At 71.7% G+C, this 26,977-nt stretch carries 20 protein-coding genes; 12 read left to right on the top strand and 8 right to left on the bottom strand.

Translation table 11 applies throughout. The features are described from left to right. The first annotated feature begins 1 nt into the window (after position 1). The 3 genes from B8W67_RS08470 to B8W67_RS08460 all read left to right on the top strand — a co-directional run bounded on the left by B8W67_RS08470 (position 2) and on the right by B8W67_RS08460 (position 3,855). A complete protein-coding gene (locus tag B8W67_RS08470) occupies positions 2 to 1,837 on the top strand; it encodes an acyl-CoA dehydrogenase (RefSeq protein ID WP_069390740.1) in 1,836 nt (611 codons plus the stop codon). Positions 1,838 to 2,138: 301 nt separating this feature from the next. Further along, positions 2,139 to 3,113, top strand: coding sequence for a GlxA family transcriptional regulator (locus B8W67_RS08465; protein ID WP_275080460.1), 975 nt, complete (start codon positions 2,139 to 2,141; stop codon positions 3,111 to 3,113). Between the two features lie 16 nt (positions 3,114 to 3,129). Further along, complete coding sequence (locus B8W67_RS08460; protein WP_085303427.1) at positions 3,130 to 3,855, top strand: DJ-1/PfpI family protein; 726 nt, start codon at positions 3,130 to 3,132, stop codon at positions 3,853 to 3,855. Positions 3,856 to 3,867: 12 nt separating this feature from the next. On the opposite strand, the gene B8W67_RS08455 is transcribed toward B8W67_RS08460, so the two are convergent. Together B8W67_RS08455 and B8W67_RS08450 are read right to left on the bottom strand one after the other, a co-directional pair. After that, positions 3,868 to 4,788 carry a TIGR03564 family F420-dependent LLM class oxidoreductase gene (locus B8W67_RS08455; protein WP_085303425.1) on the bottom strand — a complete coding sequence of 307 codons (921 nt, stop codon included), beginning with the start codon at positions 4,786 to 4,788 and terminating at the stop codon, positions 3,868 to 3,870. Between the two features lie 371 nt (positions 4,789 to 5,159). Then, entirely contained in the window at positions 5,160 to 6,521 is a 1,362-nt protein-coding gene (locus B8W67_RS08450) for an acetyl-CoA C-acetyltransferase (protein WP_069390743.1), read from the bottom strand. Positions 6,522 to 6,662: 141 nt separating this feature from the next. Here B8W67_RS08450 and B8W67_RS08445 point away from each other — a divergent pair, with 141 nt between their 5' ends. From B8W67_RS08445 to B8W67_RS08430, 4 genes are all read left to right on the top strand, one after another. After that, on the top strand, positions 6,663 to 8,039 hold the full coding sequence (locus tag B8W67_RS08445) for a 3-oxoacyl-ACP reductase (protein WP_085303423.1): 1,377 nt from the start codon (positions 6,663 to 6,665) through the stop codon (positions 8,037 to 8,039). A 1-nt stretch (position 8,040) separates the two neighbouring features. Continuing rightward, positions 8,041 to 8,886, top strand: a complete 846-nt coding sequence (locus tag B8W67_RS08440; protein WP_085303421.1) for a MaoC/PaaZ C-terminal domain-containing protein — start codon at positions 8,041 to 8,043, stop codon at positions 8,884 to 8,886. A gap of 348 nt (positions 8,887 to 9,234) precedes the next feature. Then, on the top strand, positions 9,235 to 10,317 hold the full coding sequence (locus B8W67_RS08435) for a PPE family protein (RefSeq protein WP_133056081.1): 1,083 nt from the start codon (positions 9,235 to 9,237) through the stop codon (positions 10,315 to 10,317). 192 nt (positions 10,318 to 10,509) lie between these two features. After that, positions 10,510 to 11,628 carry a PPE family protein gene (locus B8W67_RS08430; RefSeq protein ID WP_069390746.1) on the top strand — a complete coding sequence of 373 codons (1,119 nt, stop codon included), beginning with the start codon at positions 10,510 to 10,512 and terminating at the stop codon, positions 11,626 to 11,628. 29 nt (positions 11,629 to 11,657) lie between these two features. On the opposite strand, the gene B8W67_RS08425 is transcribed toward B8W67_RS08430, so the two are convergent. Further along, positions 11,658 to 12,269, bottom strand: coding sequence for a TetR/AcrR family transcriptional regulator (locus tag B8W67_RS08425; RefSeq protein WP_069390747.1), 612 nt, complete (start codon positions 12,267 to 12,269; stop codon positions 11,658 to 11,660). A gap of 73 nt (positions 12,270 to 12,342) precedes the next feature. Further along, complete coding sequence (locus B8W67_RS08420; RefSeq protein WP_069390748.1) at positions 12,343 to 13,518, bottom strand: glycoside hydrolase family 3 N-terminal domain-containing protein; 1,176 nt, start codon at positions 13,516 to 13,518, stop codon at positions 12,343 to 12,345. 128 nt (positions 13,519 to 13,646) lie between these two features. Between B8W67_RS08420 and B8W67_RS08415 the strand changes: the two genes are divergently transcribed. The 4 genes from B8W67_RS08415 to B8W67_RS08400 all read left to right on the top strand — a co-directional run bounded on the left by B8W67_RS08415 (position 13,647) and on the right by B8W67_RS08400 (position 20,967). Continuing rightward, entirely contained in the window at positions 13,647 to 13,820 is a 174-nt protein-coding gene (locus B8W67_RS08415; protein ID WP_069390749.1) for a DUF2613 domain-containing protein, read from the top strand. A gap of 40 nt (positions 13,821 to 13,860) precedes the next feature. Beyond that, complete coding sequence (locus tag B8W67_RS08410; protein WP_085303448.1) at positions 13,861 to 18,066, top strand: alpha-(1->3)-arabinofuranosyltransferase; 4,206 nt, start codon at positions 13,861 to 13,863, stop codon at positions 18,064 to 18,066. A 66-nt stretch (positions 18,067 to 18,132) separates the two neighbouring features. Next, entirely contained in the window at positions 18,133 to 19,575 is a 1,443-nt protein-coding gene (locus B8W67_RS08405; protein WP_085303418.1) for a lipase maturation factor family protein, read from the top strand. 9 nt (positions 19,576 to 19,584) lie between these two features. After that, positions 19,585 to 20,967, top strand: a complete 1,383-nt coding sequence (locus B8W67_RS08400; protein WP_085303416.1) for an NADP-dependent succinic semialdehyde dehydrogenase — start codon at positions 19,585 to 19,587, stop codon at positions 20,965 to 20,967. 12 nt (positions 20,968 to 20,979) lie between these two features. Here the strand turns inward: B8W67_RS08400 and B8W67_RS08395 are convergent, their stop codons facing one another. The 4 genes from B8W67_RS08395 to B8W67_RS08380 form a co-directional block, all read right to left on the bottom strand. Next, positions 20,980 to 21,921 carry a R2-like ligand-binding oxidase gene (locus tag B8W67_RS08395; protein ID WP_069390751.1) on the bottom strand — a complete coding sequence of 314 codons (942 nt, stop codon included), beginning with the start codon at positions 21,919 to 21,921 and terminating at the stop codon, positions 20,980 to 20,982. 98 nt (positions 21,922 to 22,019) lie between these two features. After that, positions 22,020 to 23,015 carry a pirin family protein gene (locus tag B8W67_RS08390; RefSeq protein ID WP_085303414.1) on the bottom strand — a complete coding sequence of 332 codons (996 nt, stop codon included), beginning with the start codon at positions 23,013 to 23,015 and terminating at the stop codon, positions 22,020 to 22,022. Between the two features lie 4 nt (positions 23,016 to 23,019). After that, the gene (locus B8W67_RS08385; protein ID WP_085303412.1) at positions 23,020 to 24,315 is read right to left on the bottom strand and encodes an acetyl-CoA C-acyltransferase; all 1,296 of its coding nucleotides are present in this window, start codon (positions 24,313 to 24,315) and stop codon (positions 23,020 to 23,022) included. Next, positions 24,312 to 25,541, bottom strand: a complete 1,230-nt coding sequence (locus B8W67_RS08380; protein ID WP_069390754.1) for an acyltransferase family protein — start codon at positions 25,539 to 25,541, stop codon at positions 24,312 to 24,314. The genes B8W67_RS08385 and B8W67_RS08380 overlap by 4 nt, the downstream gene beginning before the upstream one ends. A 187-nt stretch (positions 25,542 to 25,728) precedes the next feature. On the opposite strand from B8W67_RS08380, the gene pgfA reads away from it, so the two are divergent. Next, entirely contained in the window at positions 25,729 to 26,973 is a 1,245-nt protein-coding gene (gene pgfA / locus B8W67_RS08375) for a cell envelope lipid trafficking protein PgfA (RefSeq protein WP_163797209.1), read from the top strand. Positions 26,974 to 26,977: the final 4 nt, after the last annotated feature.

The following is a 26,977-nucleotide window of genomic DNA, read 5'->3' as shown; positions in this document are numbered from 1 at the left end:
CGTGAGCCACTATAAGAGCAATGTTCGTGACCAGGTGTTCAACCTGTTCGAGGTCTTCGGTGTGGACCGGGCGCTCGGCGAGGGGGAGTACAGCGACCTCGACGTCGACACCGCCAAGGAGATGCTCACCGAGATGAGCCGGCTGGCCGAGGGGCCGATCGCCGACTCGTTCGTCGAGGGTGACCGCAACCCGCCGGTCTTCGACCCCGAGACCCACAGCGTGACCCTGCCCGAGGCGTTCAAGAACTCGGTGCGCGCCACCATCGAGGCCGGCTGGGACAAGGCGGGGCTCGACGAGGCGCTCGGCGGGCTGCCGATGCCCAAGTCGCTGATGTGGTCGCTGCACGAGCACATCCTGGGCGCCAACCCCGCGGTGTGGATGTACGCCGGTGGGGCCGGGTTCGCCAACATCCTCTACCACCTGGGCACCGAGGAGCAGAAGCAGTGGGCGATCACCGCCGCCGAGCGCGGCTGGGGCTCGACCATGGTGCTCACCGAGCCCGACGCCGGTTCCGATGTCGGCGCCGGGCGCACCAAGGCGGTCCAGCAGGACGACGGCTCCTGGCACATCGACGGGGTGAAGCGGTTCATCACCTCGGCGGACTCCGATGACCTGTTCGAGAACATCTTCCACCTGGTGCTGGCCCGCCCCGAGGGCGCCGGTCCGGGCACCAAGGGGCTGTCGCTGTTCTTCGTGCCGAAGATCCTGTTCGACTTCGAAACCGGCGAGCTCGGTGAGCGCAACGGGGTGTTCGTCACCAACATCGAGCACAAGATGGGCCTGAAGGTCTCCACGACCTGCGAGTTGACCTTCGGTCAGCACGGGGTACCCGCCAAGGGCTGGCTGGTCGGCGAGGTCCACAGCGGCATTGCGCAGATGTTCGACGTCATCGAGCAGGCCCGCATGATGGTCGGCACCAAGGCCATCGCGACGCTGTCCACCGGTTACCTCAACGCGTTGGACTACGCCAAGGAGCGGGTGCAGGGCGCGGACCTGACCCAGATGACCGACAAGACCGCCCCGCGGGTCACCATCACCCACCACCCGGACGTCCGGCGGTCGCTGATGACCCAGAAGGCCTACGCCGAGGGGTTGCGTGCGCTCTACGTGTTCACCGCGACCTACCAGGACGCGGCCGTGGCCAAGACCGTGCACGATGTCGACGCCGACCTCGCGGTCAAGGTCAACGACCTGATGCTGCCGATCGTCAAGGGCGTGGGCTCCGAGCAGGCCTACGCCAAGCTCACCGAGAGCCTGCAGACCCTCGGCGGGTCCGGCTTCCTGCAGGACTACCCGATCGAGCAGTACATCCGCGACGCCAAGATCGACTCGCTGTATGAGGGCACCACCGCGATCCAGGCCCAGGACTTCTTCTTCCGGAAGATCATCCGGGACAAGGGTGTGGCGCTGGGCCACGTGGCCGGCCAGATCGAGTCGTTCGTCAAGAGCGAGTCGGGCAACGGGCGGCTCAAGACCGAGCGGGAACTGCTCGGCACCGCCCTGGAGGACGTGCAGGGCATGGCCGCTGCGCTCACCGGGTACCTGATGGCCGCCCAGGAGGAAGTGTCCTCCGTCTACAAGGTGGGTCTGGGATCGGTGCGGTTCCTGATGGCCGTCGGTGACCTGGTCATCGGCTGGCTGCTGCTCAAGCAGGCCGCGGTGGCGCTGGAGGCGCTCGATGCCGGGGCCAGCGGCGACGACAAGGCGTTCTACGAGGGCAAGGTCGGCGTGGCGTCGTTCTTCGCCAAGAACTTCCTGCCGTTGCTGTCGTCCACCCGTACGGTCATCGAGACCCTCGACAACGACATCATGGAACTCGACGAGGCGGCCTTCTGATCGGCTGCCGCAGACCGTGAGGTGGCCCCGGGGGAAACCCCGGGGCCACCTCACGTTTCCGGCCTCACCACGGCGGCCGGTCGGGCGATACGCCCCCTGACGACCCCTGGACCACGCCCCCGGAACGCCGTCACTGCTGAGATCGACTCCCCAGCGGACAGACAGGCTTCCCTGCGCGGGTGTATGTCCGCTGGGGAGTCGATCTCAGTCACGTGTCCCGCCGGGCCGCCCGCCGCACCCCCCGAATCTGTCCTAAAAGGTGGGATCTGGGGCGTAGACGCCATACCGGCGGTCGGCAAAACTGACAGATGTGGCAGATGCGGTCCGCACCATCGCGATCCTCGGTTATCCGGGTGTTCAGGCGCTCGATGTTGTCGGCCCGGCGGAGGTGTTCGCCTCGGCCTCGCTGGCCGCCGGCGACGCGGGCGGCTACCGGGTCGCGGTGACCAGCGTCGAGGGCCGGCCGGTCGCCGCGACCAGCGGCCTGGAGTTGGCGGCAATCCCGCTACCGGACCACAGCACCCCGGTGGACACCCTGGTGGTGCCCGGCGGCGGCGGGGTGAGCGCGGCCCGCCGCGACCGGCAACTCATCGCCTGGCTCCGCGATGCCGCGCCCCGCGCGCGCCGCGTGGTCAGCGTCTGCACCGGCGCATTCCTCGCCGCGCAGGCCGGCCTGCTGGACGGCTGCCGCGCCACCACCCACTGGGCGTTCGCCGACCAGCTCGCCCGCGAATTCCCCTCGGTCACCGTCGATGCCGAGCCGATCTTCGTGCGCAGCACCCGGTCGGTGTGGACCGCGGCCGGGGTGACCGCCGGCATCGACCTGGCCCTCGCGCTGGTCGAGGACGACCACGGCACCGAGGTCGCACAGACGGTCGCCCGCTGGCTGGTTCTCTACTTGCGCCGCCCCGGCGGCCAGACCCAGTTCGCAGCCCCGGTCTGGGTGCCCCGAGCGCGGGTCGCCCCGCTGCGCGCGGTGCAGGAGTCGATCGAGGCGCAGCCCGGTGGCGCGCACCGGATCCCCGACCTGGCATCCCGCGCGGCGATGAGCCCGCGGCATTTCACCCGGAGGTTCACCGCCGAGGTCGGCATGCCCCCGGGGGCCTACGTCGAGCGGATCCGCGTGGAAGCCGCCCGCCGGCAACTGGAGCAGACCGATGACACCGTCACAGCGATCGCCGCACGGTGCGGCTTCGGCACCGCGGAGACGCTGCGGCGCACCTTCATCCGCCGGCTCGGGGTCTCCCCCGACCACTACCGCAAGACGTTCGCCTGACCCGGAAGGACCCGCCATGCAGATCGCGATCGTGCTCTACCCGTCGTTCACCGCCCTGGACGCCATCGGCCCCTACGAGGTGCTGCGCATGGTGCCCGGCGCCGAGGTGCGGTTCGTGGCGCACGAGACCGGCCCGGTCACCGCGGACTCCGGTGTGCTGATGATCGGGGCCACCCACACGCTGGCCGAGACCGGCAGCCCGGATGTGGTGCTGGTGCCGGGCGGCCCCGGGTCGATGGCCGCCGCCCGCGATGCCGCGCTGCTGGACTGGCTGCGTCGGGTCCAGCCGGGCGCCCGTTGGACCACCTCGGTGTGCACCGGTTCGGTGGTCCTGGCGGCGGCCGGTCTGCTGACCGGGAAACGGGCCACGTCGCACTGGTCGGCGCTGGCGGCCCTCACCGCGTGGGGGGTCAGCGCGGTCGGCGACGAACGCATCGTGCACGACGGCGCCCTGGCCACCGCCGCCGGGGTGTCCGCCGGCATCGACCTGGGGTTGTGGCTGGCCGGACGGCTCGCCTCGCCGGGCCGGGCCGAAGCGATCCAGCTGGTGATCGAGTACGACCCGCAGCCGCCGTTCGACTCCGGGCACATCAGCAAGGCCTCGGCGACGACCCGGGCGGCCGCGGGTGCGTTGCTGGCGAAAGACGTGCTCAAACCCGCGCCGCTGACGGCCGCCGCACGCCTGCTGTGGGATCGGGCGGTGCAGGTGGCCCGGACGCGGGGCCGGGGCAGCCCGGTGTGAACGCCCCGCGGCTCAGCCGTCGAGCCGGCGCAGCAACGCCCGGGTCCGGGCGCGACCCTCGGGATCACCGTCGAAGACCACCCCGACGAATTCATCGACCCCGCCCGCGGCGAGGTCGAGGATCCGGTCGGCAACGCTTGCCTCGTCACCGATGATCGCCACATCGGCGGGGCCGGTGTATCCCTCCCGCTCCAGCATCGCCCGGTAAGACGGCAGATGCCCGTAGACGGCGAACTGCTCGGCGGCGCGGGCGCGGGCCGCATCGACATCGTCGCTGACGCTCACCGGCAGGCAGGCCACCACCCGCACCGCCCCGGCCGGGCGGCCGACGTCGGCGGCGGCGGCCCGCAGGGTCGGGCCGATGTGGTCGGCGAGGGTTGTCGGACCGGTCATCCAGGTGATGGTGCCGTCGGTGCGGGCGCCGGCCAGCCGCAGCAGCTGCGGACCGAGTGCGGCGACGAACAGTTCCGGGGCCGCGGCGCCGGGCACCTGCACCGCGCCGCGGGTGGTGACGGTCTGCCCGACCGCCTCGACGTGCTGGCCGGCCAGCAGCGGCTGCAGGCCGTCGAGGTATTCGCGCAGCCGGCGCACCGGACGGTCCCACGGGATGCCCCACATGCCCTCGGTGACCGCCTGATGGGTCATGCCCAGGCCGAGGCGGAACCGGCCCTGCCCGATCAGGCTCAGCGTCAACGCCCGCTGCGCCAGCAGCATCGGGTGCTGGTTTTGGATCGGGATGACCCCGGTACCCACCTGCAGCCCGTCGACCTCCCGCAGCACCACCGCCAGGACCGTGAGCACATCGGGTTCGTGGGGCAGTTGCGGCAGCCACACCCGCCGGAATCCGTCCGCCTGCAACTGGGCGAGGTGTTCGACGGTGGCGTCGATCGCCGACTCACCGGCACTGACCCCGGCGAAAACACTGATCTGCATGACCGCCACCTTAGGAGGCGGTCGGGCGATGAGGGCGGGTTCGGGAGGGTGGGGGCGTCTCTTTGATCACGCGCGGCCGGCTTAAACCCCGGTGATGCCGACCCTTCGGAACTACCACTCCCGAACCCGTCGTGCTGTTGAGGTTACGCCCGTCCACCCGCGCCGGTCTACCCGTGCCGACCAGCCCCGGAAAAAGCCCCGGAAATGAGATGGACCGCCACCGAATCCCCTCCGTCCGGTGGCGGTCCACTCTGCGCGACACAGAATTGACGCTCCGTGCTGCCACCGGGTCGGGGTTTGGTGAACAACACGGAGCATCCGGTGTATCGGTGTACCCCCCGGACTCGTTACAGAAACCGTGTCCGCGCCGCTCAGGCCTCCAAGATCGCGGCGACGCCCTGGCCGCCGGCCGCACAGATCGAGATCAGCGCGCGGATCGGGGTGTTCTTGGCCGCACCCTTTTTGGCCGAGCCCTTCCTGGCCGCCTTGGCCTCGGCGAGCTGTTTGGCCGTCTGGGCGAGGATGCGCCCGCCGGTGGCCGCGAACGGGTGCCCGGCGGCCAGCGACGAGCCGTTGACGTTGAGTTTGGACCGGTCGATGGCACCCAACGCCGCATCCAGACCGAGCCGCTCGGTGCAGTACTGCTCGGATTCCCAGGCCTGCAGGTGGCAGAGCACCGTCGAGGCGAACGCCTCGTGGATCTCGTAGAAGTCGAAGTCCTGCAACGCCAGACCGTTGCGCGCCAACAGCCGCGGCACCGCGTAGGTGGGGGCCATCAGCAGCCCGTCGACGCCGTTGACGTAGTCCACCGCGGCGGTCTCGGCGTCGACGAAGTAGGCCAGCGGGGTCAGCTTGTGGGCCTTGGCCCAGTCCTCGCTGGCCAGCAGCGCCACCGACGCGCCGTCGGTGAGCGGGGTGGAGTTGCCGGCGGTCATGGTGGCGTCACCGGATTTCACCCCGAACACCGGGCGCAGCTTCGCCAGCTTCTCCGCGCTGGAGTCGGCGCGCAGGTTGTTGTCGCGGTACAGGCCCAAAAACGGGCTGACCAGGTCGTCGAAGAAACCGCGGTCGTAGGCGGCCGCCATGTTGCGGTGGCTGGCGGCAGCCAGTTCGTCCTGGTCGACGCGGGTGATCCCCATCTGCTTGGTGGTGATCGCCTGGTGCTCCCCCATCGACAGCCCGGTGCGCACCTCCTGGTTGGCCGGGATCTCCACCCCGAGGGTGGCGGGCAGCTTGGCCACCAGCTTGAGCCGCGCCAGGTTGGTCTTGGCCCGGCGCAGCGCCAGCAGCGTGCGGCGCAGCTCGTTGCCGACCTCCAGCGGCGCATCCGAGGTGGTGTCCACCCCGCCGGCGGCGGCCACCTCGTAGCGCCCGGCCGCGATGCCGTCGGCGGCGCAGATCGCGGCCTGCAACCCGGTGCCGCAGGCCTGCTGGATGTCGAAGGCGGGGGTGTAGGACGACAGGGTCGAGCCCAGCACCGACTCGCGCATCAGGTTGAAGTCGCGGCTGTGTTTGAGCACCGCCCCGCCGACGACCGCGTCGAGCCGCTCACCGGCCAGGTTGAACCGGTCGGCCAGGCCGTTGAGCACGGCGGTGAACATGTCCTGGTTGGAGGCCTCGGCGTAGGCGCCGTCGGACCGGGCGAATGGGATGCGGTTGCCGCCGAGGACGGCGACGCGCCGACGTGCGGTGTTGGCGGAATCAGATGCGTCAGATGCGTTTGCAGAAGCCACGGTGTCTCCGAAAGGTCGCTGGAAAGGGGCAGGATGGTCCGGTTGTGAGATGACCGACCGTCAGGCCATACTACCCACTGTTCTTACTCTGGAGTAAGTTCGTAGTCGATACCCGGTTCGTCCGCAACGGAAGGCAGTCCAGTGGCGCCCAAGCTCCCCTCCGATCTGTTGTCGCAGATCGTCAACTCCGGTCCCGGCTCGTTTCTGGCCAAGCAACTCGGCGTACCGCAACCGGAGACGCTGCGCCGGTACCGGCCCGGGGAGCGCCCGCTGGCGGGCTCGCTGCTGATCGGCGGGTCCGGCCGGGTCGTGGAGCCGCTGCGGATTGCGCTCGCCGACGACTACGACCTGGTGGCGGCCAATCTCGGTGGCCGGTGGGCCGACTCGTTCGGCGGGTTGGTCTACGACGCCACCGCCATCACCACCCCGGCCGGGCTCAAAGGTCTGCACGAGTTCTTCACCCCGCTGCTGCGCAACCTCGGCCCGTCGGGCCGGGTGGTGGTCGTCGGCACCACCCCCGCCGAGATCAGCGACGTCGACGAGCACATCGCCCAGCGCGCCCTGGAGGGTTTCACCCGTTCGCTGGGCAAGGAGCTGCGCCGCGGCGCGACGGTGTCGCTGGTGTACCTGTCACCGAAGGCCAAGGCCGGCATCAGCGGCGCGGAGTCCACGCTGCGGTTCATCCTGTCGGCCAAGTCGGCCTACGTCGACGGTCAGGTGTTCTACGTCGGCGCCGGTGAGGCCAGCGCCCCCGCCGATTGGGATCGCCCACTGGAGGGCAAGGTCGCGATCGTCACCGGCGCCGCCCGCGGCATCGGCGCGGTGATCGCCGAGGTGTTCGCCCGCGACGGCGCCAAGGTGGTGGCCATCGACGTGGAGCCGGCCGCCGAGGCCCTGGCGCGCACCGCGGCGAAGGTGGGCGGCACGGCGCTGACCCTCGACGTCACCGCCGGCGACGCGGTGGACACGATCACCGCGCATCTGCGCGAGCACTACGGCGACCACAACGGCGGCACGGCCGACGTTCTGGTCAACAATGCCGGGATCACCCGCGACAAGCTGCTGGCCAACATGGACGACGCCCGCTGGGACGCGGTCGTGGCGGTGAACCTGCTGGCCCCGCAGCGGCTCACCGAGGGCCTGGTCGACGCCGGGGCGCTGAACGACGGCGGCCGGGTCATCGGGCTGTCGTCGATGGCCGGGATCGCCGGCAACCGCGGCCAGACCAACTACGCGGCGACCAAGGCCGGGATGATCGGGCTGACCGAGGCGCTGGCGCCGAAGCTGGCGAAGAAGAACATCACGATCAACGCCGTCGCCCCGGGCTTCATCGAGACCGAGATGACCGCCGCGATCCCGCTGGCCACCCGCGAGGTGGGTCGCCGGCTCAACTCGCTGTTCCAGGGTGGTGAACCGGTCGACGTCGCCGAGTTGATCGCCTACTTCGCCAGCCCCGCGTCCAGCGCGGTCACCGGCAACACGGTGCGGGTCTGCGGCCAAGCGATGCTGGGTGCCTGAGATGACCGAACAACCCAGCGGATTGACCAACATGCTGCGCGCCGCGGTCGGGGCGCTGCCGATGGTGCCACGTCCCGACACGCTGCCCGAGCGCACGCTGCGGGTGAAGGACCTGCGGCTGGACCCGGCCACCGTGGCGGCTTACGCCAACGTCACCGGGCTGCGGTTCGGTGACACGGTGCCGCTGACCTACCCGTTCGCGCTGAGCTTCCCGACGGTGATGGCGCTGGTGACCGAGTTCGACTTCCCGTTCGCCGCGATGGGGTCGGTGCACACCGAGAACCACATCACCTCCTACCGGCCGATCGCGGTGAGCGACACCGTCGACCTCGCCGTGCATGCGACCAATTTGCGCGAGCACCGCAAGGGGTTGCTGGTCGACATCGTCACCGACGTGCACGTCGGCAACGACCTGGCCTGGCATCAGGTGACGACGTTTCTGCATCAACAGCGCACCAGCCTCTCCGACGAACCGAAGCCGCCGCCGGCCAAGCAGGCCAAACTGCCGCCGGCGACCGCGCTGCTGCGGATCACCCCCCGCCAGATCCGCCGCTACGCCGAGGTGGGCGGGGACCACAACCCGATCCACACCAGCAAACTGGGTGCGAAGCTGTTCGGGTTCCCCACCGTGATCGCCCACGGCATGTATTCGGCGGCGGCGGTGCTGGCCAACATCGAGTCCGAGCTGCCCGAGGCGGTCCGCTACTCGGTGCGCTTCGGCAAACCGGTGCTGCTGCCGGCGACGGTGGGCCTCTACACCGATCGGACCGCCGACGGCTGGGCGTTGGCCCTGCGCAACCTCACCAAGGGCTACCCGCACCTGACCGCGACGCTGTCGGCGGTCTGACCGGGGGCAACCGCCGGGGACGGCACGCCGGTGGTGGCCCTCGCCACACACCGCGCCCGTCCCCGCGCCCACACCCTGGTGTTTTGTGGGTGTTTTGTGGGTGTTTCGTGGGTGTTCGTGCCTGCCACCAGGTGCTTGGAAGTCGCCTTCCAGGTTGTCCGCAGCATCCTCGGTTTTCATTCTCGATAAGGGCAGCGAGTCTCTACGGCAGAGCGGGTGCTGTGTGTGACGTCGAGATGAGGACCGCCCATGTCGTGGAGCACCGAGATGGCAGAGACAGCACCCCACCGCGTCGACCACGGTGGGTCGACCGCGTCCCGCACCGCCGGCTAGACGGGCGGTGCGGTGATGGTCATCGACTTCGGTGCGCTCGCCCCCGAGATCAACGCCACCCGGCTCTACGCCGGGCCGGGCTCAGCACCGATGCAGGCGGCCGCCGCCGCCTGGCAACGGTTGGCCGCTGAGCTGAGCGCGGCGGCGGCGAGCTGCGAACAGCAGATCACCGGTCTGGCGGCCGCGTGGCAGGGCGCGGCCGGTCACCGGATGGCCGTGGCGGCCGCCCGCCACATCCAGTGGCTCGCCACCACCGCCGCGCAGGCCGCGCAGGCCGGCGCGGCGGCCACCGCGCAGGCACTGGCCTACGAGACCGCCCGCGCGGCCACCACACCGCCACCGGTGATCGCGGCCAACCGCAGCCTGCAGGCCACGCTGATCGCCACCAACGTGCTCGGCCAGAACACCGGCGCCATCATGAGCACCGAGGCGCAGTACCTCGCGATGTGGGCCCAGTGCGCCGCGGCGATGTACGGCTATGCCACCGCCACCGAACAGTCCAGCGCCCTGCCGGACCACCCCACGCCGCAACCGGCCACCGGCGCCGCCGCCACCCCGGTCGGCGAACTGGTGAACGCCGTGTCGCCCTCGTCGCTGGCCGACGCGCCGCATCAGCTCGCCACCGGCCTCAGCGACACGTTGCAGCCGCTGTACTACGGGGCGGGCGCCATCTCGTCGGGCGCGGGCTTCATCAAGACCCTCGCACCCGGCACCGGGGCGCTGGGGTCACCGGCGATCACCGGCGCGGGCACCGCCGTGGTGCCCCCGGGCACGGCGGCCTCGGTGCTGCGGGCCGCCACGCCCGGCGCGCCGTCGCTGCCCGCAGCACGACCGGTCACCGCCCACCTGGCCGGCGCCACCCGCATCGGCGGGCTCACGGTGCCGTCCGGTTGGGCCACCGCGAACGCCACTGCCGCCGCCGCGACGGGGCCGACCACCCCGACCGTCGGCGTCCGCCCCCAGGTGGGCGCGGCCGGCAACATGCTCGGCGGGGTGCCGCTGTCGGGGGCCGCGGCGGCCTCCCGCGGCCCCGGCGACGGGGTGCTGCGGGTGGGGCCGCGCGCGTTCGTGATGCCCCGGCCGCTATCGGCGGGCTGACCTGCCCACCCGACAAACCGCCAGGTGAACAGGTGGTTTCTAGCTGGCATCCAGGTTCTGTGAAGGTTCAGCGACTATTCACGTCATATGGCTGGGCGACGGCGTGATCTCTGCGTGCGCGCAGTCGTGCGCCCCTCGGCGGGCGACCGGCCGCGACGGGACCGGTCCGGGTAGGGCACGGCGACACCGGTCATGCTCGTCGACTTCGGCGCCCTGCCCCCCGAGATCAACGCCACCCGGCTCTACGCCGGGCCGGGTTCGGGGCCGATGTGGGCTGCCGCCACCGCCTGGCAGACGCTGGCCAACGAACTGGGCACGGCGGCGGCGAAATACCAGGCGCAGATCGCCGGGCTGGCCAACACCTGGCACGGGGTGGCCGGCCAACAGATGGCGGCGGCCGCGGCCTCCCACATCCGGTGGCTGACCACCACCGCCGGCAGCGCCGAACAGACCGGCGCCCACGCCACCGCGCAGGCGCTGGCCTATGAGACCGCCCGCGCGGCCACCACCCCGCCGCCGGTGATCGCCGCCAACCGCAGCCTGCAGGCCTCGTTGATCGCCACCAACGTGCTGGGCCAGAACACCGCCGCGATCATGGCCACCGAAACCCTCTACCTGGAGATGTGGGCCCAGTGCGCGGCGGCGATGTACGGCTACGCCGCCGCCACCGAACAGTCCAGCGCCCTGCCGCACCCCACCCCGGCCCGGCAGACCACCAATCCGGCCGGGGCGGCGCACCAGACGGCCGCGCTCCTCAACACGGCCGACACCACCGCGGTGAACTCCCCGGTCGACCTCACCGGCACCGGCGCGGACAGCGCGAAGCTGCTCAGCGAGTCGCTGCGCGGGCCGTTCTTCGCGATGGGCACCGTCGCCTCCGGCGCCGGCTTTCTGCGGACGTTCGGCAACACCGGCGCGCTCAGCTCCTCGGCGATCAGCGGCGCCAACGGGATGATGCTGGCCCCGGCGACGGCGGCGTTCACCGCCGGCCCCGGGTTGAGCGCCGCGATGGGGGCCACCCCCGCCACCAGCGCCCCGATCACGGCCAGCCTGACCAGCGCCACCCGCCTCGGTGGGCTGTCCGTGCCGGCGAGCTGGGCCGGCTCGACGCCCACCACCAACGCCACGCTGGGCGCGCTGTCCGGCGGAAACGCGGCATCCGGGCTGGCCGGCGCCGCGAAGGCGCCCGCCGACACCGTCGGCGGGGTGCCGCTGTCGGGAGCCGGGGCCGCCGGCCGCGGGATCGGCGACGGTGTGGTGCGCACCGGCCCCCGCGCGTTCACGATGCCGCGCCCGATGTCCGCCGGCTAGCCCGGCCCGCGCGCCGTGCGGGTAGCCGGTCAGGTGGGCGCGCCGTCGCGCTCCGGCGGGGTGCCCTTCAGCCCGCGCCAGAACAGCTGCGTCAGCAGCGCCGACGCCTCCTTGACCTCGGCGTCGCCGGTGCTCACCCGGGTCGCCACCGCCTCGCCGGCACCGACCAGCGCCACCGCCATCATCTCGAAGTCGTCGTCGGGTTCGGGATGCCGCGTGCCCGCCTGCAGCAGCCGGGTCACCAGTTCGATGATGCGGTCGCGGCCCTCACGGACGGTGTGGGCGAAGGTCTGGGAGCTGGTGGCCTGGGTGTAGAGCACGATCCACGAGGCCCGGTTGGCGTCGATGTAGTGCAGGAACGTGTCGATGGTGTTGGCCAGCAAATCGTGGGCGCCCTGCTCGAGGTCGATGTCGGCGCGCACCGCGTCGATGAACCGGTGCAGTTCCCGATCCAGGCAGGCGCCGAAGAGTTCCTCTTTGGACCCGTAATAGAGGTAGAGCATCGGCTTGGAGATCTCGGCCTTCGCCGCGATGACGTCCATCGAGGTCTCGTGGTAGCCGTTGATGGAGAACATCTCCACCGCGGCGTCGAGCATCTGCTGCTCCCGGACGGCGCGGGGCAGCCGTTTGGTTCGCGCCATGCTGCCCCTTCCCGTACCGGCCCGTGCTCACCCGGGATGCCCACCGGGGATTCTCGCCCCGGGTGGGCCCTGCTCAGCCCGTGCAGGCCGGCCCCGGTCCCTTCGCCGCCACGACACGGCCGGCCGCGGCGTCGACGGCCTGCATCGACAGTGTGCCCTCATCCATCGCCTGCTCGAGGTGGTCGAGCACCGCCGGGACCTCGTCGGTGGTGACCCACAGGGCCACGTCGACACCGGCCTGCAGGGCGCGCAGCACGGCCTCGCCGACGCCGAAGCGGGAACTGATCGCCGCCATCGACGACAGGTCGTCGGTGTAGATCACCCCGCCGAAGCCGGGGCCGCCGTAGCCGCCGCTGCGCAGCAGGTTCACCGCCGCGGGACTGAGGCTGGCCGGATCGTCGCCGGTCAACCCGGGCACCTGCATGTGGCCGATCATCACCGCCGCGCCCGGCTGGGTGACCAGGCTCTGATAGGGCACCAGGTCGTCGGCTTTGAGCTGCTCCAGCGGCGGGGTGCTCACCCCGCCGGTGTGGGAGTCCCCGGAGGCGTGACCGTGGCCGGGGAAGTGTTTGAACACCGGGGTCACCCCGGCATCGTGCAGCCCGCGCGCGTACGCCCCGGCGAACTCGGCGACCGTGGCCGGGTCGGTGCCGAACGACCGGTCGCCGATCACGGTGTCGTCGGCGGCGTCGCTGAGGTCGACGTCCGGGGCGAAGTCCACCGTGATCCCCAGGTTGCGCATCTTCTGGCCGCGGTCCCGGGCGATGCCGTACACCTCGTCGGGGGTTTTGGTCTGGGCCAGCACCCGCGCCGACGGCGACGATCCGATCAGCGACGACAGTCGCGACACCCGGCCGCCCTCCTCGTCGACGCTGACCGCCAGCGCCCACGGGCCCGCCGCGCCGGTGATGTCGGTGAGCGAGCCGTCGTTGAGCATCGACAGGTCGGTCCAGCTGCCGACGAAGATCCCGCCGACGTGGTGATCGGTGACCACCGCGCGGGCGTCGGCGGCGTCGCGCACCCCCACCATCAGCAGCTGCGCCAGCTTGTCGCGGCGCGGCAGCTGGGTCACGTCACCGCAGACCGCGGGGGCCGAATCCTGCGGCGCGGCCGGTGGGGCCGCCGGGGCCTCCGGTGTGTTCGGCTGCGCGGAGGCGGGGTGCTCCCCGGAGTGCGAGCAGGCCAACAACAACGCGGAGAGCGTCGCGAGCGTGACCAGGACACGCGCGAGGCGGGATCGTCGGATCATCGGTCCATGGTGTCATGGCCGCCCCGGCAGCGGCGGGGACCCCGACACCTCCCTCGTTTCCGCCGAACCCCGTGCTACTTTGGCGAACGGGGTTCACCCCGACCGGTCGATGTGTAGGAGCCTGATCAATGCAGCGGTTTGTGGTGCCCGCCGCGGCCAGCGTGGTCGTCGGCCTGCTGCTCGGTGCGGCCGCGATCTTCGGGATCACCTTGATGGTGCAGCAGGACACCAAACCGCAGATCGCCGGCGGTGACCCGCAGTCGTCGCTGCTCAACCGGGTTGAGTACGGCGACCGCAGCTGAGCTGCGCACACCCGCCCCGTCCACCGCAGTGCGTGACCCGGTGTCGCGCCGGTGGCTCTGGCTGGTCGGCGCCGTCGCGCTGGTCGGCACGTTCCTGCAGGCACCCGGCGAGATCTCGCCGGACACCAAACTGGACCTGACCGCCAATCCGCTGCGGTTTTTAGCCCGCGCCACCAACCTGTGGAGCAGTGACCTGCCGTTCGGGCAGGCCCAGAACCAGGCCTACGGCTATCTGTTCCCGCACGGCACGTTCTTCCTCGCCGGAGATCTGATCGGGCTGCCCGGCTGGGTCACCCAGCGGCTGTGGTGGGCGCTGCTGCTCACCGTCGGGTTCTGGGGGCTGCTGCGGGTGGCCGAGGCGCTGCGGATCGGCAGCCCCACCTCGCGGGTGCTGGCCGCCGCGGCGTTCGCGTTGTCGCCGCGGGTGTTGACCACCGTGGGGTCGATCTCCTCGGAGACCCTGCCGATGATGCTGGCGCCGTGGGTGCTGCTGCCGGTGATCGTGGCGCTGCGCGACGATCCGCCGCCGCGGCCGCTGCGCATGCTGGCCGGCCAGGCGGGGCTGGCGATGGCGCTGATGGGTGCGGTCAACGCGGTGGCCACCCTGGCCGGATGCCTTCCGGCGGTGATCTGGTGGGCCGCCCACCGCCCGGATCGGCGCTGGTGGCGGTTCACCGGGTGGGCCGCGCTGGCCGCGGCCCTGGCCAGCCTGTGGTGGCTCACCGCGCTGCTGGCGTTGGGCCGGATCAGCCCCCCGTTTCTCGATTTCATCGAATCGTCCGGGGTGACCACCCAGTGGACGTCGCTGACCGAGATGCTGCGCGGCACCGCCGGGTGGACCCCGTTCGTCGCCCCCGACGCCACCGCCGGCACCGTCCTGGTGACCGGCCCGCTCTACGTCCTGGCGACCGGGCTGGTCGCCGCCGCCGGACTGGCCGGGCTGGCGCTGCTGGCGACCGGGCGGGCCGCGGACCGTCACCCCGCGGCGGGCCGGCTGGTGACGATGCTGCTGGTCGGGGTGGTGCTGCTGGGGCTGGGCTACGCCGGGGGGCTGGGCTCCCCGCTGGCGCACCCGGTGCAGGAGTTCCTCGACGCGGCCGGGGCGCCGCTGCGCAACGTGCACAAGCTGGAGTCGGTGATCCGGATCCCGCTGGCACTGGGGCTGGCCGCGCTGCTGGGCCGGATCCCGCTGCCCGGCAGCGCCCCCCGCTCCCAGTGGCGCACCGCGTTCGCCCACCCGGAGCGCGACAAGCGGGTGGCGGTCGGCATCGTGGTGCTCTGCGCGCTGCTGACGGCCACGTCGCTGGCGTGGACCGGCCGGCTCACCCCGCCGGGCACGTTCCGGGCGATCCCGGACTACTGGCAGCAGGCCGCCGACTGGTTGACCACCCACAACACCGGCACCCCCACCCCGGGGCGGGTGCTGGTGGTGCCGGGCGCCCCGTTCGCTACCCAGGTGTGGGGATCCACCCACGATGAGCCGCTGCAGGTGCTCGGCGACAGCCCGTGGGGGGTGCGCGACTCCATTCCGCTGACCCCCCCGCAGGCCATCCGAGCGTTCGACTCGGTGCAGCGGATGCTGGCCGGTGGCCGGCCCTCGGCGGGGCTGGCCGACACCCTGGTCCGCCAGGGCATCGCCTACCTGGTGGTCCGCAACGACCTGGATCCCGACACGTCACGCTCGGCGCGCCCGATCCTGGTGCACCAGGCGATCGAGGGCTCCCCGGGGCTGAGCAAGGTCGCCGAGTTCGGCGACCCGGTCGGGCCCGGCACCCTCAACGGATTCGTCATCGACTCCGGCCTGCGCCCCACCTATCCGCCGGTGCAGATCTACCGGGTGGACACCGCCACCAACCCGGCCGCGCCCTACCTGGCCGATGCCGCCGCACTGCCGCGCATCGACGGCGGACCGGAGGTGCTGGCCCGCCTCGACGAGCGTCAGCGCCTGCTGGGGGACCCGCCGCTGGGCCCGGCGCTGCTCACCGCCGACGCCCGCCGCGCCGGGCTGCCCGCCCCGACCGTCACCGTCACCGACACCCCGGTAGCCCGCGAAACCGACTACGGCCGGGTGGATCACCACTCGTCGGCGGCGCGCAGCCTCGACGACCCGCGCCACACCCACAACCGGGTGCCCGACTACCCGGTGCCCGGGGCACCGCTGACGGTCAGCGCGTGGACCGGCGGCCGGCTCACCGCGTCGAGTTCGGCCGGCGACGCCACCGCGCTGCCCAACGTCAGCCCGGCCACCTCCCCGGCCGCGGCGATCGACGGCGACTCGGCCACCGCGTGGGTCTCCAACTCGCTGCAGGCGGCGATCGGCCAATGGCTGCAGATCGACTTCGACCACCCGGTCACCAGCGGCAGCATCACCGTGACACCGAGCGCCACCGCGGTCGGTGCGCAGGTGCGCCGCATCCAGGTCGAAACCCCCAACGGCACCACGACACTGAAGTTCGACGAGGCGGGCCGTCCGCTGAGCACCGCGCTGCCCTACGGGGAGACCCCGTGGGTGCGGCTCACCGCGACCGGCACCGACGACGGTTCGCCCGGGGTTCAGTTCGGCATCACCGATCTGGCGGTCACCGCCTACGACGCCTCCGGGTTCGCCCACCCGGTGGAGTTGCGCCACACCCTGGCGGTGCCGGGCCCGCCACCGGGATCGACGGTGACCGCGTGGGATCTGGGTGCCGAACTCGCCGGTCGGCCGGGCTGCGCCGCCGGCCCCGACGGGGTGCGCTGCGCCGCGTCGATGAGCCTGCCCCCGGAGGAAGAAGAGGTGTTCAGCCGCACCCTGACCGTGGTGCGCCCCATCGCGGTGCGCCCGACGGTGTGGCTGCGGCCCCGGCAGAGCCCGCAGTTGGCCGACCTGCTCGCCGCGCCGGGGGCCACCCGTGGTTTCGGCGACTCCGACCTGATCGACGTGCTCGGCTCGTCCTACGCCGCCACCGACGGCGACCCCGACACCGCCTGGAGTGCCCCGCAGCGCGTGGTGCAGCACAAGAGCCCGCCGACGTTGACGCTGCGGCTGCCGGCCGCCACCCGGGTGACCGGGCTGACGGTCACCCCGAGCCGCTCGGAGGTCCCCACCGACCCGAGCGTGCTGGCCGTCGACCTCGGTGACGGCCCGCAGGTGCGCACCGTCGCCGGCCGCGGCGGGCCGACGACCCTGCCGCTGCACCCGCGGGTCACCGACACCGTCACCGTCAGCCTGCTGGACTGGGAGTCGGTCATCGACCGCACCGCGCTCGGCTTCGATCAGCTCAAACCGCCCGGGCTGGCCGAGGTCACCGTGCTGGGGCCCGGCGGGGACCCGGTGGCCGCGGCCGACCCGGTCGCCAACCGGTCGCGGCCGGTCACCCTCGACTGCGCGCACGGGCCGGTGATCGGTGTGGCCGGGCGGTTCGTGCACACCACGATCGACACCACCGTCGGAGCCCTTCTCGACGGCGGCCCGGTCGCCGCGCACCCCTGCGACGACACCCCGATCGCCCTGCCGTTGGGCCACCAGGAACTGCTGGTCAGCCCCGGCTCGGCGTTCGTCGTCGACGGGGTCCGGCTCACCGGCCCGCACCCCGACCCGCCGGCGCCGCCGGCCACCCCGGCGCGCACCGGGGTGTGGCGCGCCGATCACCGCGAGATCACGGTGCCCGGCGCCGAGGTCACCCGGGTGCTGGTGGTGCCCGAGAGCGTCAACCCGGGCTGGCAGGCCCACACCGGCGACGGGAATCGCCTCACCGCGGTGACCGTCAACGGCTGGCAGCAGGGCTGGGTGCTGCCCGCCGGCACGTCCGGACCGGTCACGTTGACCTTCCCGTCCAACGCCGGGTACCGGCTGGGGCTGTTCGGGGGTCTGGCGTTGCTGCCGCTGCTGGCGCTGCTCGCCCTGGTGGGCCGGCGCACCCGCGGTGACCGCTCGTCGCCCCCCACCCGCAGTTGGGCGCCGGGTCCGCTGGCAGCGACGGTGGCCGCGCTGAGCGCCGGCACCCTGCTCGCCGGGCCGGCGGGCACCGCCGTGTTCGCCGCCGTGTTGGCGCTGCGGCGGCTGCGCCGCGGCGCTGCCGTGCTGGTCGGGCTCTCCGCAGCGGGCCTGGGGCTGGCCGCCGCGGCGCTGGCCCGCTACCCGTGGCGCTCGGTGGACGGCTACATCGGCCACTCCCCGGGGGTGCAGCTGGCGGCGCTGGTGTCGGTGGCGGCGGTGACCGCCACGGTCCTGCCGTGGCCGGGCGGCGACCGTGACAGACCGTGACGCGACCGCGCGCCCACCCCTAATCTGGAGACAGCAGGAGGGGCCCTATCGGAGGAGCCGCGGGGCATGGACTGGTTCGGCGCGCCGGAGTACCAGCTGGGCCGGCTGGTGCTGGAACGCGGCATCGCCGCGGTCTACCTGATCGCGTTCCTCACCGCCGCCCAGCAGTTTCGGGCGCTGCTCGGCGCACACGGCATGCTGCCGATCCCGCGCTATCTGGCCACCCGAACGTTTCGGCAGGCACCGAGCATTTTCTACTGGCACTACTCCGACCGGTTCTTCGCGGCGGTCGCCTGGGCCGGAGCGGCGCTGGCCACCGCCATCGTCGCCGGCGCGACGTCGGTGGTGCCGCTGTGGGCGACGATGGTCGCCTGGCTGCTGCTGTGGGTGGCCTATCTGTCGATCGTCAACGTCGGGCAGCAGTGGTACGCCTTCGGGTGGGAGTCGCTGCTGTGCGAGGCCGGGTTCCTGGCGATATTTTTAGGCAACGACCGGGTCGCCCCGCCGCTGTTGGTGCTGTGGCTGGCCCGCTGGCTGTTGTTCCGCGTCGAGTTCGGGGCGGGTCTGATCAAACTGCGCGGCGACCGCTGCTGGCGCGACCTGACCTGCCTGGACTACCACCACGAGACCCAGCCGATGCCGGGACCGGCCAGCTGGTTCTTCCACCACCTGCCGGCCCCGCTGCACCGGGTGGAGGTGGCGGGCAACCACTTCACCCAGCTGGTGGTGCCGTTCGGCCTGTTCGCCCCGCAGCCGGTGGCCGCGATCGCGGCGACGATCATGATCCTCACCCAGCTGTGGCTGGTGGCCTCCGGCAACTTCGCGTGGCTGAACTGGTTGACGATCGTGCTCGCCGGCTCGGTGCTGGTCTGGCCGGGCCCCGCCGGACCGGTGGCCTCGGCCGACCCGGGGCCGCCGTGGTTCGTGGCCGCGGTGGTGGCGGCCACCGCGGTGGTGGCGGTGCTCAGCATCTGGCCGGTGGCCAACATGGTCTCGCCGCGTCAGCGGATGAACGCCTCGTTCAACTCGCTGCGGCTGGTCAACAGCTACGGGGCGTTCGGCAGCGTGGGCCGCACCCGCGACGAGGTGATCGTCGAGGGCACCGCGGAGGCCACCCTCACCGAGCACACCGTGTGGCACGAATACGAGTTCAAAGGCAAGCCCGGTGCGCCGGGTCGGCTCCCGCGGCAATGGGCCCCGTATCACCTGAGGCTGGACTGGCTGATGTGGTTCGCCGCGCTCTCGCCGTCCTACGCGCAGGGCTGGTTCGAACCGTTTCTGACGCGCCTTTTGACCAATGATCCGGCGACGTTGCGGCTGCTGCGCCACAACCCGTTTCCGCACACCCCGCCCCGGTACGTGCGCGCCCAGCTGTACCGGTATCGCTTCACCACAGCGGCCGAACTGCGTCGCGACCACGCCTGGTGGCACAGGACACTGATCAGTCCGTATGTGGCACCGGTTACGCTGCGCGGTGAGGGCCGTTCCCCGTTTACCGCACCCGAGTAGGAGGTCGCTGTGTCCGCAGCGTCGATAGCCACGATCAATCCCGCCACCGGCGAGACGGTCAAAACGTTCACCCCGGCGACGGACGCCGAGATCGAAGCGACGATTGAGCGCGCGCATGAGCGTTTCCGTGCCTACCGCACAACCAGTTTCACCGAGCGTGCCGCGTGGGCGCACGCCACCGCAGACCTGATCGAAGCGGAAGCCGACGAGGTCGCGGCGATGATGACCCTGGAGATGGGCAAGACACTGGCCTCCGCCAAGGCCGAGGCACTCAAATGCGCCAAGGGATTCCGGTTCTACGCCGACAACACCGAGGCGCTGCTGGCCGACGTGCCCGCCGATGCCGCCGCCGTGGGCGCGTCAACAGCGTTCATCCGGTACCAGCCGCTGGGGGTGGTGCTGGCGGTGATGCCGTGGAACTTCCCACTGTGGCAGGCCGTCCGGTTCGCCGCGCCGGCGTTGATGGCCGGCAACGTCGGCATCCTCAAACACGCCTCCAACGTGCCGCAGACGGCGCTGTATCTCGCGGATGTGATCTCTCGGGGCGGCTTCCCGGACGGATGTTTCCAGACGCTGCTGATCGGCGCGGGCGCGGTGGAGGGGATCCTGCGTGACCCGCGGGTTGCCGCGGCGACCCTGACCGGCAGCGAGCCGGCGGGCCGGGCGGTGGCCGCGGTCGCCGGCGACGAGATCAAGCCGACCGTGCTCGAACTCGGCGGCTCCGACCCGTTCATCGTGATGCCCTCGGCGGATCTGGACGCCGCGGCGCGCACCGCCGTGACCGCCCGGGTGCAGAACAACGGCCAGTCCTGCATCGCGGCGAAACGGTTCATCGTCCACACCGACGTCTACGACGCGTTCGCCGCGAAGTTCGTGGCCGGGATGCAGGCGTTGACCGTCGGCGACCCCACCGACCCGGACACCGATGTGGGTCCGCTGGCCACCGAATCCGGCCGCGACGAGGTCGCCGGACAGGTCGACGACGCGGTGGCCGCCGGCGCCCGGATCGCCTGCGGGGGGCAGCGTCCGGACCGCCCGGGCTGGTTCTACCCGCCGACGGTGGTCACCGACATCACCGCGGACATGGCGCTGTACACCGAGGAGGTGTTCGGCCCGGTCGCCGGGCTCTACCGGGTCGACGGCATCGAGGAGGCCATCGCGATCGCCAACGCCACCCCGTTCGGGCTGGGCTCCAACGCCTGGACCGCCGACGAGGCCGAGCAGCGGCAGTTCATCGACGGCATCGACGCCGGGCAGGTGTTCATCAACGGGATGACCGTGTCCTACCCGGAGTTGCCGTTCGGCGGCATCAAACGCTCCGGCTACGGCCGGGAACTCTCCGGCAACGGCATCCGGGAGTTCTGCAACGCCAAAACCGTCTGGGTGGGGTGAGCCACCTCCGGTTCAACTGAGGGCGGCCAGCTCCCGGCGATCCTCGTCGGCGAAGGTGTCCTCCAGGTGCAGCGGGGAGTAGTCCAGGTCGATCTCCTCCAACGGGCGGCCCCGCGCGCTGGAGATCGTGCCGAACCGGCGCATCCCCTTGTCGCCGGCGTAGGTGGTGAACTCCTCCACCGACAGCCCGAACGGGATGTCGTCGCCGTAGATCGCGAACGCGGCCTCGGTGACCTGCAGGGCCAGCGGGATGAGCTCGTTCATCCGGTTCTCGAACACCGTCCAGTTGGCGTCGTCGGCGGCGACGTGGCGCCGGCAGGTGAAGGTGCCCCACGCCATGTGGCGGCGTTCGTCGTCGCCGATGCGGCGCACCAGCTCCTGCATGCCCGGCAGGATGCCGCGCTCGGTGCAGATCTTCTGCCAGGCGTAGTAGCCGGTGAGTGCCAGCGTGCCCTCGACGACGTGGTTGTAGGTCGCCGAGGCCCGCACCTGCGCGGCCGGGGACGGATCGGTGAGCAACGCGCCGAGCGCCTCGGGCAGCTCCTCGTTGAAGATCCGCCGGTAGGCGGGCAGCTCCTCGAGGTAGCCGTGCAGGTCCTCGGTGACCCCGACCGCGTCCAGCCACAGCCGGAACACCTGCACGTGTTTGGCTTCCTCGAACGCGAACTGGGTCAGATACATCTCGTCGCCGAGTCGGCCCTCGGCGCGCATCGCGGCCATGAACGGCTGGATGTCGCTGGTGACCGCCTCCTCGCCGGCGATGAACTGCGCACACAGCCGGGTGGCGATGTCGCGCTGCGGTTCGGTCAGCGCCTCCCAGTCGGCCCGGTCCCGGGAGAAGTCGATGTCGGCCGGGTTCCAGAATTTGGCGTTGCCGCCGGCGAACAGCTTCAGCGGCATGCTCGCCCAGTTCAGTCCGCCCGCGCTCAGCGAGCCGTAGTGAGTGCGTGTCATGAGCCACCTCCTACCCCACCGTAACGTGATCTGGCTCACTGTGCGGCGGTGTTGCGGGGCGGGATGTTGCGGTAGTGGTGTGACCGGTAGCCCTGGGTCTATCGCGGCGGCGGGTTGCCGCGCGGTTTGAGTCGCCCGTTCGGCAGCGGCGGCGCCGGTAGCCGCGGGCGCGGCCCGCGGTAGCCCGCCACCGCGCCGAAGCGCTCGCCCTGCTGCTGCCAGGCGGCGCGGTAGGCGACGATCTCCTCGTGGCTGCGGCCGACGAAGTTCCACCACATGACGATCTGCTCGCCGAACGGCGGCCCGCCGAGCAGCAGGGCCCGGGCCGGCCGGTCGGTCGGGTTGGTCACGGTCAGCTCGCCCGGGCCGGCACCGCGATAGCCCAGCTCGCCGCGCGCCACCGCGGTCGTCTCCCACTGCAGCACACCCCGGTCGACCAGCAGGCCGTGCTCGAAGTCGTCGGCCACCGTCAACCGCAGCCGCGCCCCGGGATCCACCCGCAGTTCGGCGCCGATCAGCGGGGTGAACGTCGACACCGGTGAGCTCGCCCCGGCCAGCGTGCCCAGAAACACCCGTGCACTGCCGCCGTCGAGGTCGACCGGGTCGGGGGCATAGTGCTGGAAGTCGCGGGGGGCGTCGCGCGCGGCGTCGGGCAGCGCCACCCACAGTTGCGCGCCGTGCAGCACGGTGGTGTCCGGGGTGGAGACCTCCGAGTGGCATATGCCGTGCCCGCCGGTCATCAGGTTCACCTCGCCGGGGCGGACATGGGCGTGCACTCCGGCGCTGTCGCGGTGTTCGATCTCACCGTCGAACAGCCAGCTCACCGTCTGCAGGCCGGTGTGCGGATGGGGGGCCACATCCATCCCGCCGGTGACCGAGACGTCGTCGGGCCCGTAATGGTCGGCGAAGCACCACGCCCCGATCAGCGAGCGGTTCCGCTGCGGCAGGGTGCGGCGCACGGTCATCGCCCGTGGACCGCCCAGCGGCACGGCGCGCGAGGTGAGCACCTCGACCAGCGGGCGACCGGCCTCGTCGCGCGGGCAGGCCGCCGGAGCGCAATGCACCTCGGCGGGGTCGGTTTCGGTGTTGCTCATCGGCTCAGACCCGTTCCAGCACCGCCGACGCGCCGTGGCCGCCGGCCGCGCAGATCCCCAGCAGCACGGTCTCGGCGTCGGTGCGGGCCAGTTCGTTGGCCATCGTGGCGACCATGCGCGCGCCGGTGGCGCCGAACGGATGTCCCAGCGCCACCGAGCCGCCGTGGACGTTGAGCCGCTCCGGGTCGACGTCGCCGACCGGTTCGTCGCGGTCGAGGCGGTCGCGGGCCCACCGGGGGCTGCCCAGCGCGGCCAGCACCGACAGGGTCTGGGCGGCAAACGCCTCATGGATGTCGACGCGGTCGGCGTCGGCGAGGCTCATCGAGGCCTTGGCCAGCGCCCGCGGCATCGAGACGGCCGGGCCGATCAGCACCTGATCGGTGGGGTCGACGCTGACATAGCTCCACGACCGGAACGCCGCCAGCGGCGTCAGGCCCAGCGCGCGGGCCTTGGATTCACTCATCAGCAGCACCGCGGCGGCACCGTCGGTCAGTGGGCTGGCGTTGCCGGCGGTGACGGTGCCGCCCTCGGAGGCCGGGGCGAATACCGGACGCAGCCGGGCCAGCTGCTCGACGCTGGTGTCGGCGCGCACCAGCCCGTCGGTGTCCACGCGGGTGCCCTCCGGCGTGGTCACCGCGACGATCTCGTCGTCGAAGCGTCCGGCGCGGATCGCGGCGCCCGCCCGGTGATGGGACCGCACGGCGAACTCGTCCTGCGCGGCGCGGGTGATGCCGTGGATGCGGGCCATCTTCTCCGCCGACTCGCCCATCACCTCACCGGTGGTGCGTTCGGCGATCTTGGGTTGCCGCGGCAGGATGTCGGTGAACGGCGCCAGCTGGGCCACCACCGACAGGTAGTCGCGCCACGACGGCCGGCCCAGCGCGACCGGGGCGGCCGCGTGCACCACCTTCTGCGGCAACGCGATCTGCGCGTTGGAGGTCGAGTCGCTGCCGCCGGCGATCATCACGTCGTATTCGCCGCGCTCGATGGTGGCCGCCGCCGCGGTGATCGCCTGCAGACCCGACGCGCACGCCCGGGTGACCGTGTAGCCCTCGCAGCCGGCGCCGAGACGAAGATCCAGCGCGATCTCGCGGGCGAGGTTCGGTGCCGTCGACGGCAGGATCACCCCGCCCCACACCATCGCCTCGATCTCGGCGGCGCCGACCCCGGTGCGTTCCAGCAGACCGGCGACCGCGGCGGCGCCCAGCGCGATGCTGTCCATCCGGGTGAAGTCGGTGAACGCCCGCCGGAACGGGGTGCGCACCCCGGCGACGATGACAGCGCGGTCGGCTCCGGTCATGGCGAACTCCCTGTCGTTGATGTCGGCACCGCCGCGGCCGGCGGATCGGTCTCGGCACCCGGGATGGGGGCCGGGTCGTCGCTGATCGCGCTGGCCAGCGGGGCCACCCGGTGGGTGCGGCGGAACTCCCAGTTGCGCAACGCCAACCGGCAGGGTTCCTCGATCAGCGCGAAACTCACCGCGGCCATCGCGAACCCGAACAGCAGCGTCAACGCCAGCACCACCGGCATGTCACCGGCGAACGCGAACTTGCCGATCATCGGGAAGGCCATCGCCAACGCCGCCAGATGCCAGATGAACAGCCCGTAGGACCAGCGCCCCAACGTCACCATCAGCTCACTGCCCAGGATCCGGTGGGAGGTGTCCGGACGGTCGAGGACCAGCGGCGCCAGCAACGCTGCCGCCAGGATCGCGCCGAGGGCCGTGCGGATCACGAACTGTTCGACGGTGGCCGGGGTCATGCCCTCCGGTCCGGCGATCGGCGAGGCCGACAGCAAAAACGCCGTCACCGCGATCAGACCCATCACCACGCGCCGCCGCGCCAGCCGGTGCACCCAGCCGGGCCGGCTGACGGTCAGCTCCGCCAGCAGCATGCCCGCGCCGAACCAGCTGCCGTAGGCCGGTGGCCAGTTCAGCGGGTTGAGCCCCTCCGCGGCGTGGATAGGCAGATACCCCCAGGCGAGGCTGCCCGCCGACATCGCCAGGACCGCCGGGATACGGCCGCGCACCGGCAGTTGCCGCACCGCCCACGCCAGCAGCGGCAGCACCAGGTAGAAGGTGACCTCCACCGACAGGCTCCACATCTGGGTGAGCCCGGCGGTCAGCGTCAACGGCACATACACCTGGGTCAACGTCAGGTTCGCCCACCAGACGGTGGCGTCGGCACCGGCGGCATCCGGCAACAGCAGCAAGATCACCACCACCGCCACCAGATAGGCCGGCATGATGCGCACCACCCGGGACCGCAGGTAGTGGGCGGTGGCCGGACGGTGCCGCAGCCCGCGGGCCGCGGCCGCGTGGCCGCGCCACAGCAGAAAGCCGCTGAGCGCGAAGAACACCGCCACCGCCAGGTCGAACCGTCCCCACAGCCGGCCGCCGACCCCGGTGGAATGCCCGGTCTGAAACGCCACGTGGGTGATGACCACCCCCATCGCGGCGCAGGCGCGCATGCCCTCGACGTGCGGCAGGAAACTGCGGGTCCCGCCGACCGGGGTGGTCTCGGCCATGACCGACAGTCTGCCTGCCGCCCGCCGCGAGCGGTGAGCACGGTGGGCCCCGGCGGGTGGATGTGGCCCCGGTACTGCGACAGGGCTTAAATTCTGCTGTTAGGGTCGAAACGGTTTGCCTGGCTGCTTTCCCGTCAGCGGGGGGTACCCACAGGTTGGATGCGGTCGGTAAGGAGGGCACGGCAACGTGAACCGAGCAGTCATGTTGCGTATCTCGGTGTACGGTGCGCTGGGGTTGGGCGCCGCGCTGCTGATCGCCGCCCTACTGCTGCCGACCTACACCGTCGGCCAGATCACCAAAATCCCGCTGAACCTGGACACCACCCTGGTCAGTGAGGGCACCGGTACCGCCCTGGATCCCGCCTCGCTGGCGAAGGAGACCTTCGCGATCGACGCCGATGTGCCGCTGGCCCAGCAGCAGCAGATCAGCGTGGAGTCCCCCGCCAACGCCGACGTGGTCACCCTGCAGGCGGGCAGCACGGTGCGTCGCACCGACCGGCAGAAGGACACCGGGCTGCTGTTGGCGATCGTCGACACCGTCACGCTCAACCGGACCACCGCCGAGGCGGTCTCCGACGACGCCCACCCGGGTGGCACCGTGCAGCAGCCGCGCAGCATCGAGGACGACAACCCGCCCAAACCGCTGCCGCTGGCCCACGAGGGGCTGTCCTACCGGTTCCCGTTCCACACCGAGAAGATCACCTACCAGTACTTCGACCCGATCGCGCAGGAGGCGTTCGACGCCAACTTCGAGTCCGAGGACGACGTCAACGGGCTGACCACCTACCGCTTCACCCAGAACGTCGGCTACAACTCCGACGACAAGCTGGTGAAGCCGCTGAAGTACCCGTCGCTCTACAGCGACAACGAGGACGGTGAGGTCACCACCTCGGCGCGCCAGTGGGGCGTGGAGGCCGAGGACCCCGACGAACCGATCACCATGACCCGCTACTACGCGGCGCAGCGCACCCTGTGGGTGGATCCGGTGTCGGGCACGATCGTCAAATCGACCGAGCACGCCAACCACTACTATGCGCGGGACCCGCTGAAGCCGGAGGCCACGCTGGCCGACTACACGGTCACCTCCACCGAGCAGACCATCGAGGAGCAGGTCCGCGCCGCCCGCGACGAGCGGGACTTCCTGGCGCTGTGGTCGCGGATCCTGCCGATCACCCTGGCCGCCGCGGGCCTGGTAGCCCTGGTCGGCGGGGTGTTGTTGGCGACGTTCGGGGTGCGCACCGAGACCGCGCTGCTCGACCCCGGCGCCGACACCTCCGAGCAGGGCTTCTTCGAGGGTCTGTTCGAGAACCTGCGGCACCGCAAAGCCAAGGGTGACGAGCCGATGCCGGCTGCGGAGGCGCAGACCGAGAAACTGCCGTCGCAGCGCCGCGATGCGCCGCGCGACCCGGGTGATCCCCCGGCCCGCAGCTAGGTGC

The sequence above is a fragment of the Mycolicibacillus koreensis genome, from assembly GCF_002104795.1.
GTDB classification, from domain to species: Bacteria; Actinomycetota; Actinomycetes; order Mycobacteriales; family Mycobacteriaceae; genus Mycobacterium; species Mycobacterium koreense.
The sequence above is the reverse complement of the archived record's forward strand: the minus strand, read 5'-3'. Positions and strand labels throughout refer to the sequence as shown.

Bases quoted from the DNA above. Each gene is read 5' to 3' on its own strand.
- B8W67_RS08385 (WP_085303412.1), bottom strand. From the start codon at position 24,315: ATGACCGGAGCCGACCGCGCTGTCATCGTCGCCGGGGTGCGCACCCCG.
- B8W67_RS08420 (WP_069390748.1), bottom strand. From the start codon at position 13,518: ATGATCCGACGATCCCGCCTCGCGCGTGTCCTGGTCACGCTCGCGACG.
- B8W67_RS08390 (WP_085303414.1), bottom strand. From the start codon at position 23,015: ATGAGCAACACCGAAACCGACCCCGCCGAGGTGCATTGCGCTCCGGCG.
- B8W67_RS08415 (WP_069390749.1), top strand. From the start codon at position 13,647: ATGCAGCGGTTTGTGGTGCCCGCCGCGGCCAGCGTGGTCGTCGGCCTG.
- B8W67_RS08425 (WP_069390747.1), bottom strand. From the start codon at position 12,269: ATGGCGCGAACCAAACGGCTGCCCCGCGCCGTCCGGGAGCAGCAGATG.
- B8W67_RS08395 (WP_069390751.1), bottom strand. From the start codon at position 21,921: ATGACACGCACTCACTACGGCTCGCTGAGCGCGGGCGGACTGAACTGG.
- B8W67_RS08380 (WP_069390754.1), bottom strand. From the start codon at position 25,541: ATGGCCGAGACCACCCCGGTCGGCGGGACCCGCAGTTTCCTGCCGCAC.
- B8W67_RS08440 (WP_085303421.1), top strand. From the start codon at position 8,041: ATGACCGAACAACCCAGCGGATTGACCAACATGCTGCGCGCCGCGGTC.
- B8W67_RS08430 (WP_069390746.1), top strand. From the start codon at position 10,510: ATGCTCGTCGACTTCGGCGCCCTGCCCCCCGAGATCAACGCCACCCGG.
- B8W67_RS08460 (WP_085303427.1), top strand. From the start codon at position 3,130: ATGCAGATCGCGATCGTGCTCTACCCGTCGTTCACCGCCCTGGACGCC.
- B8W67_RS08435 (WP_133056081.1), top strand. From the start codon at position 9,235: ATGGTCATCGACTTCGGTGCGCTCGCCCCCGAGATCAACGCCACCCGG.
- B8W67_RS08405 (WP_085303418.1), top strand. From the start codon at position 18,133: ATGGACTGGTTCGGCGCGCCGGAGTACCAGCTGGGCCGGCTGGTGCTG.
- B8W67_RS08455 (WP_085303425.1), bottom strand. From the start codon at position 4,788: ATGCAGATCAGTGTTTTCGCCGGGGTCAGTGCCGGTGAGTCGGCGATC.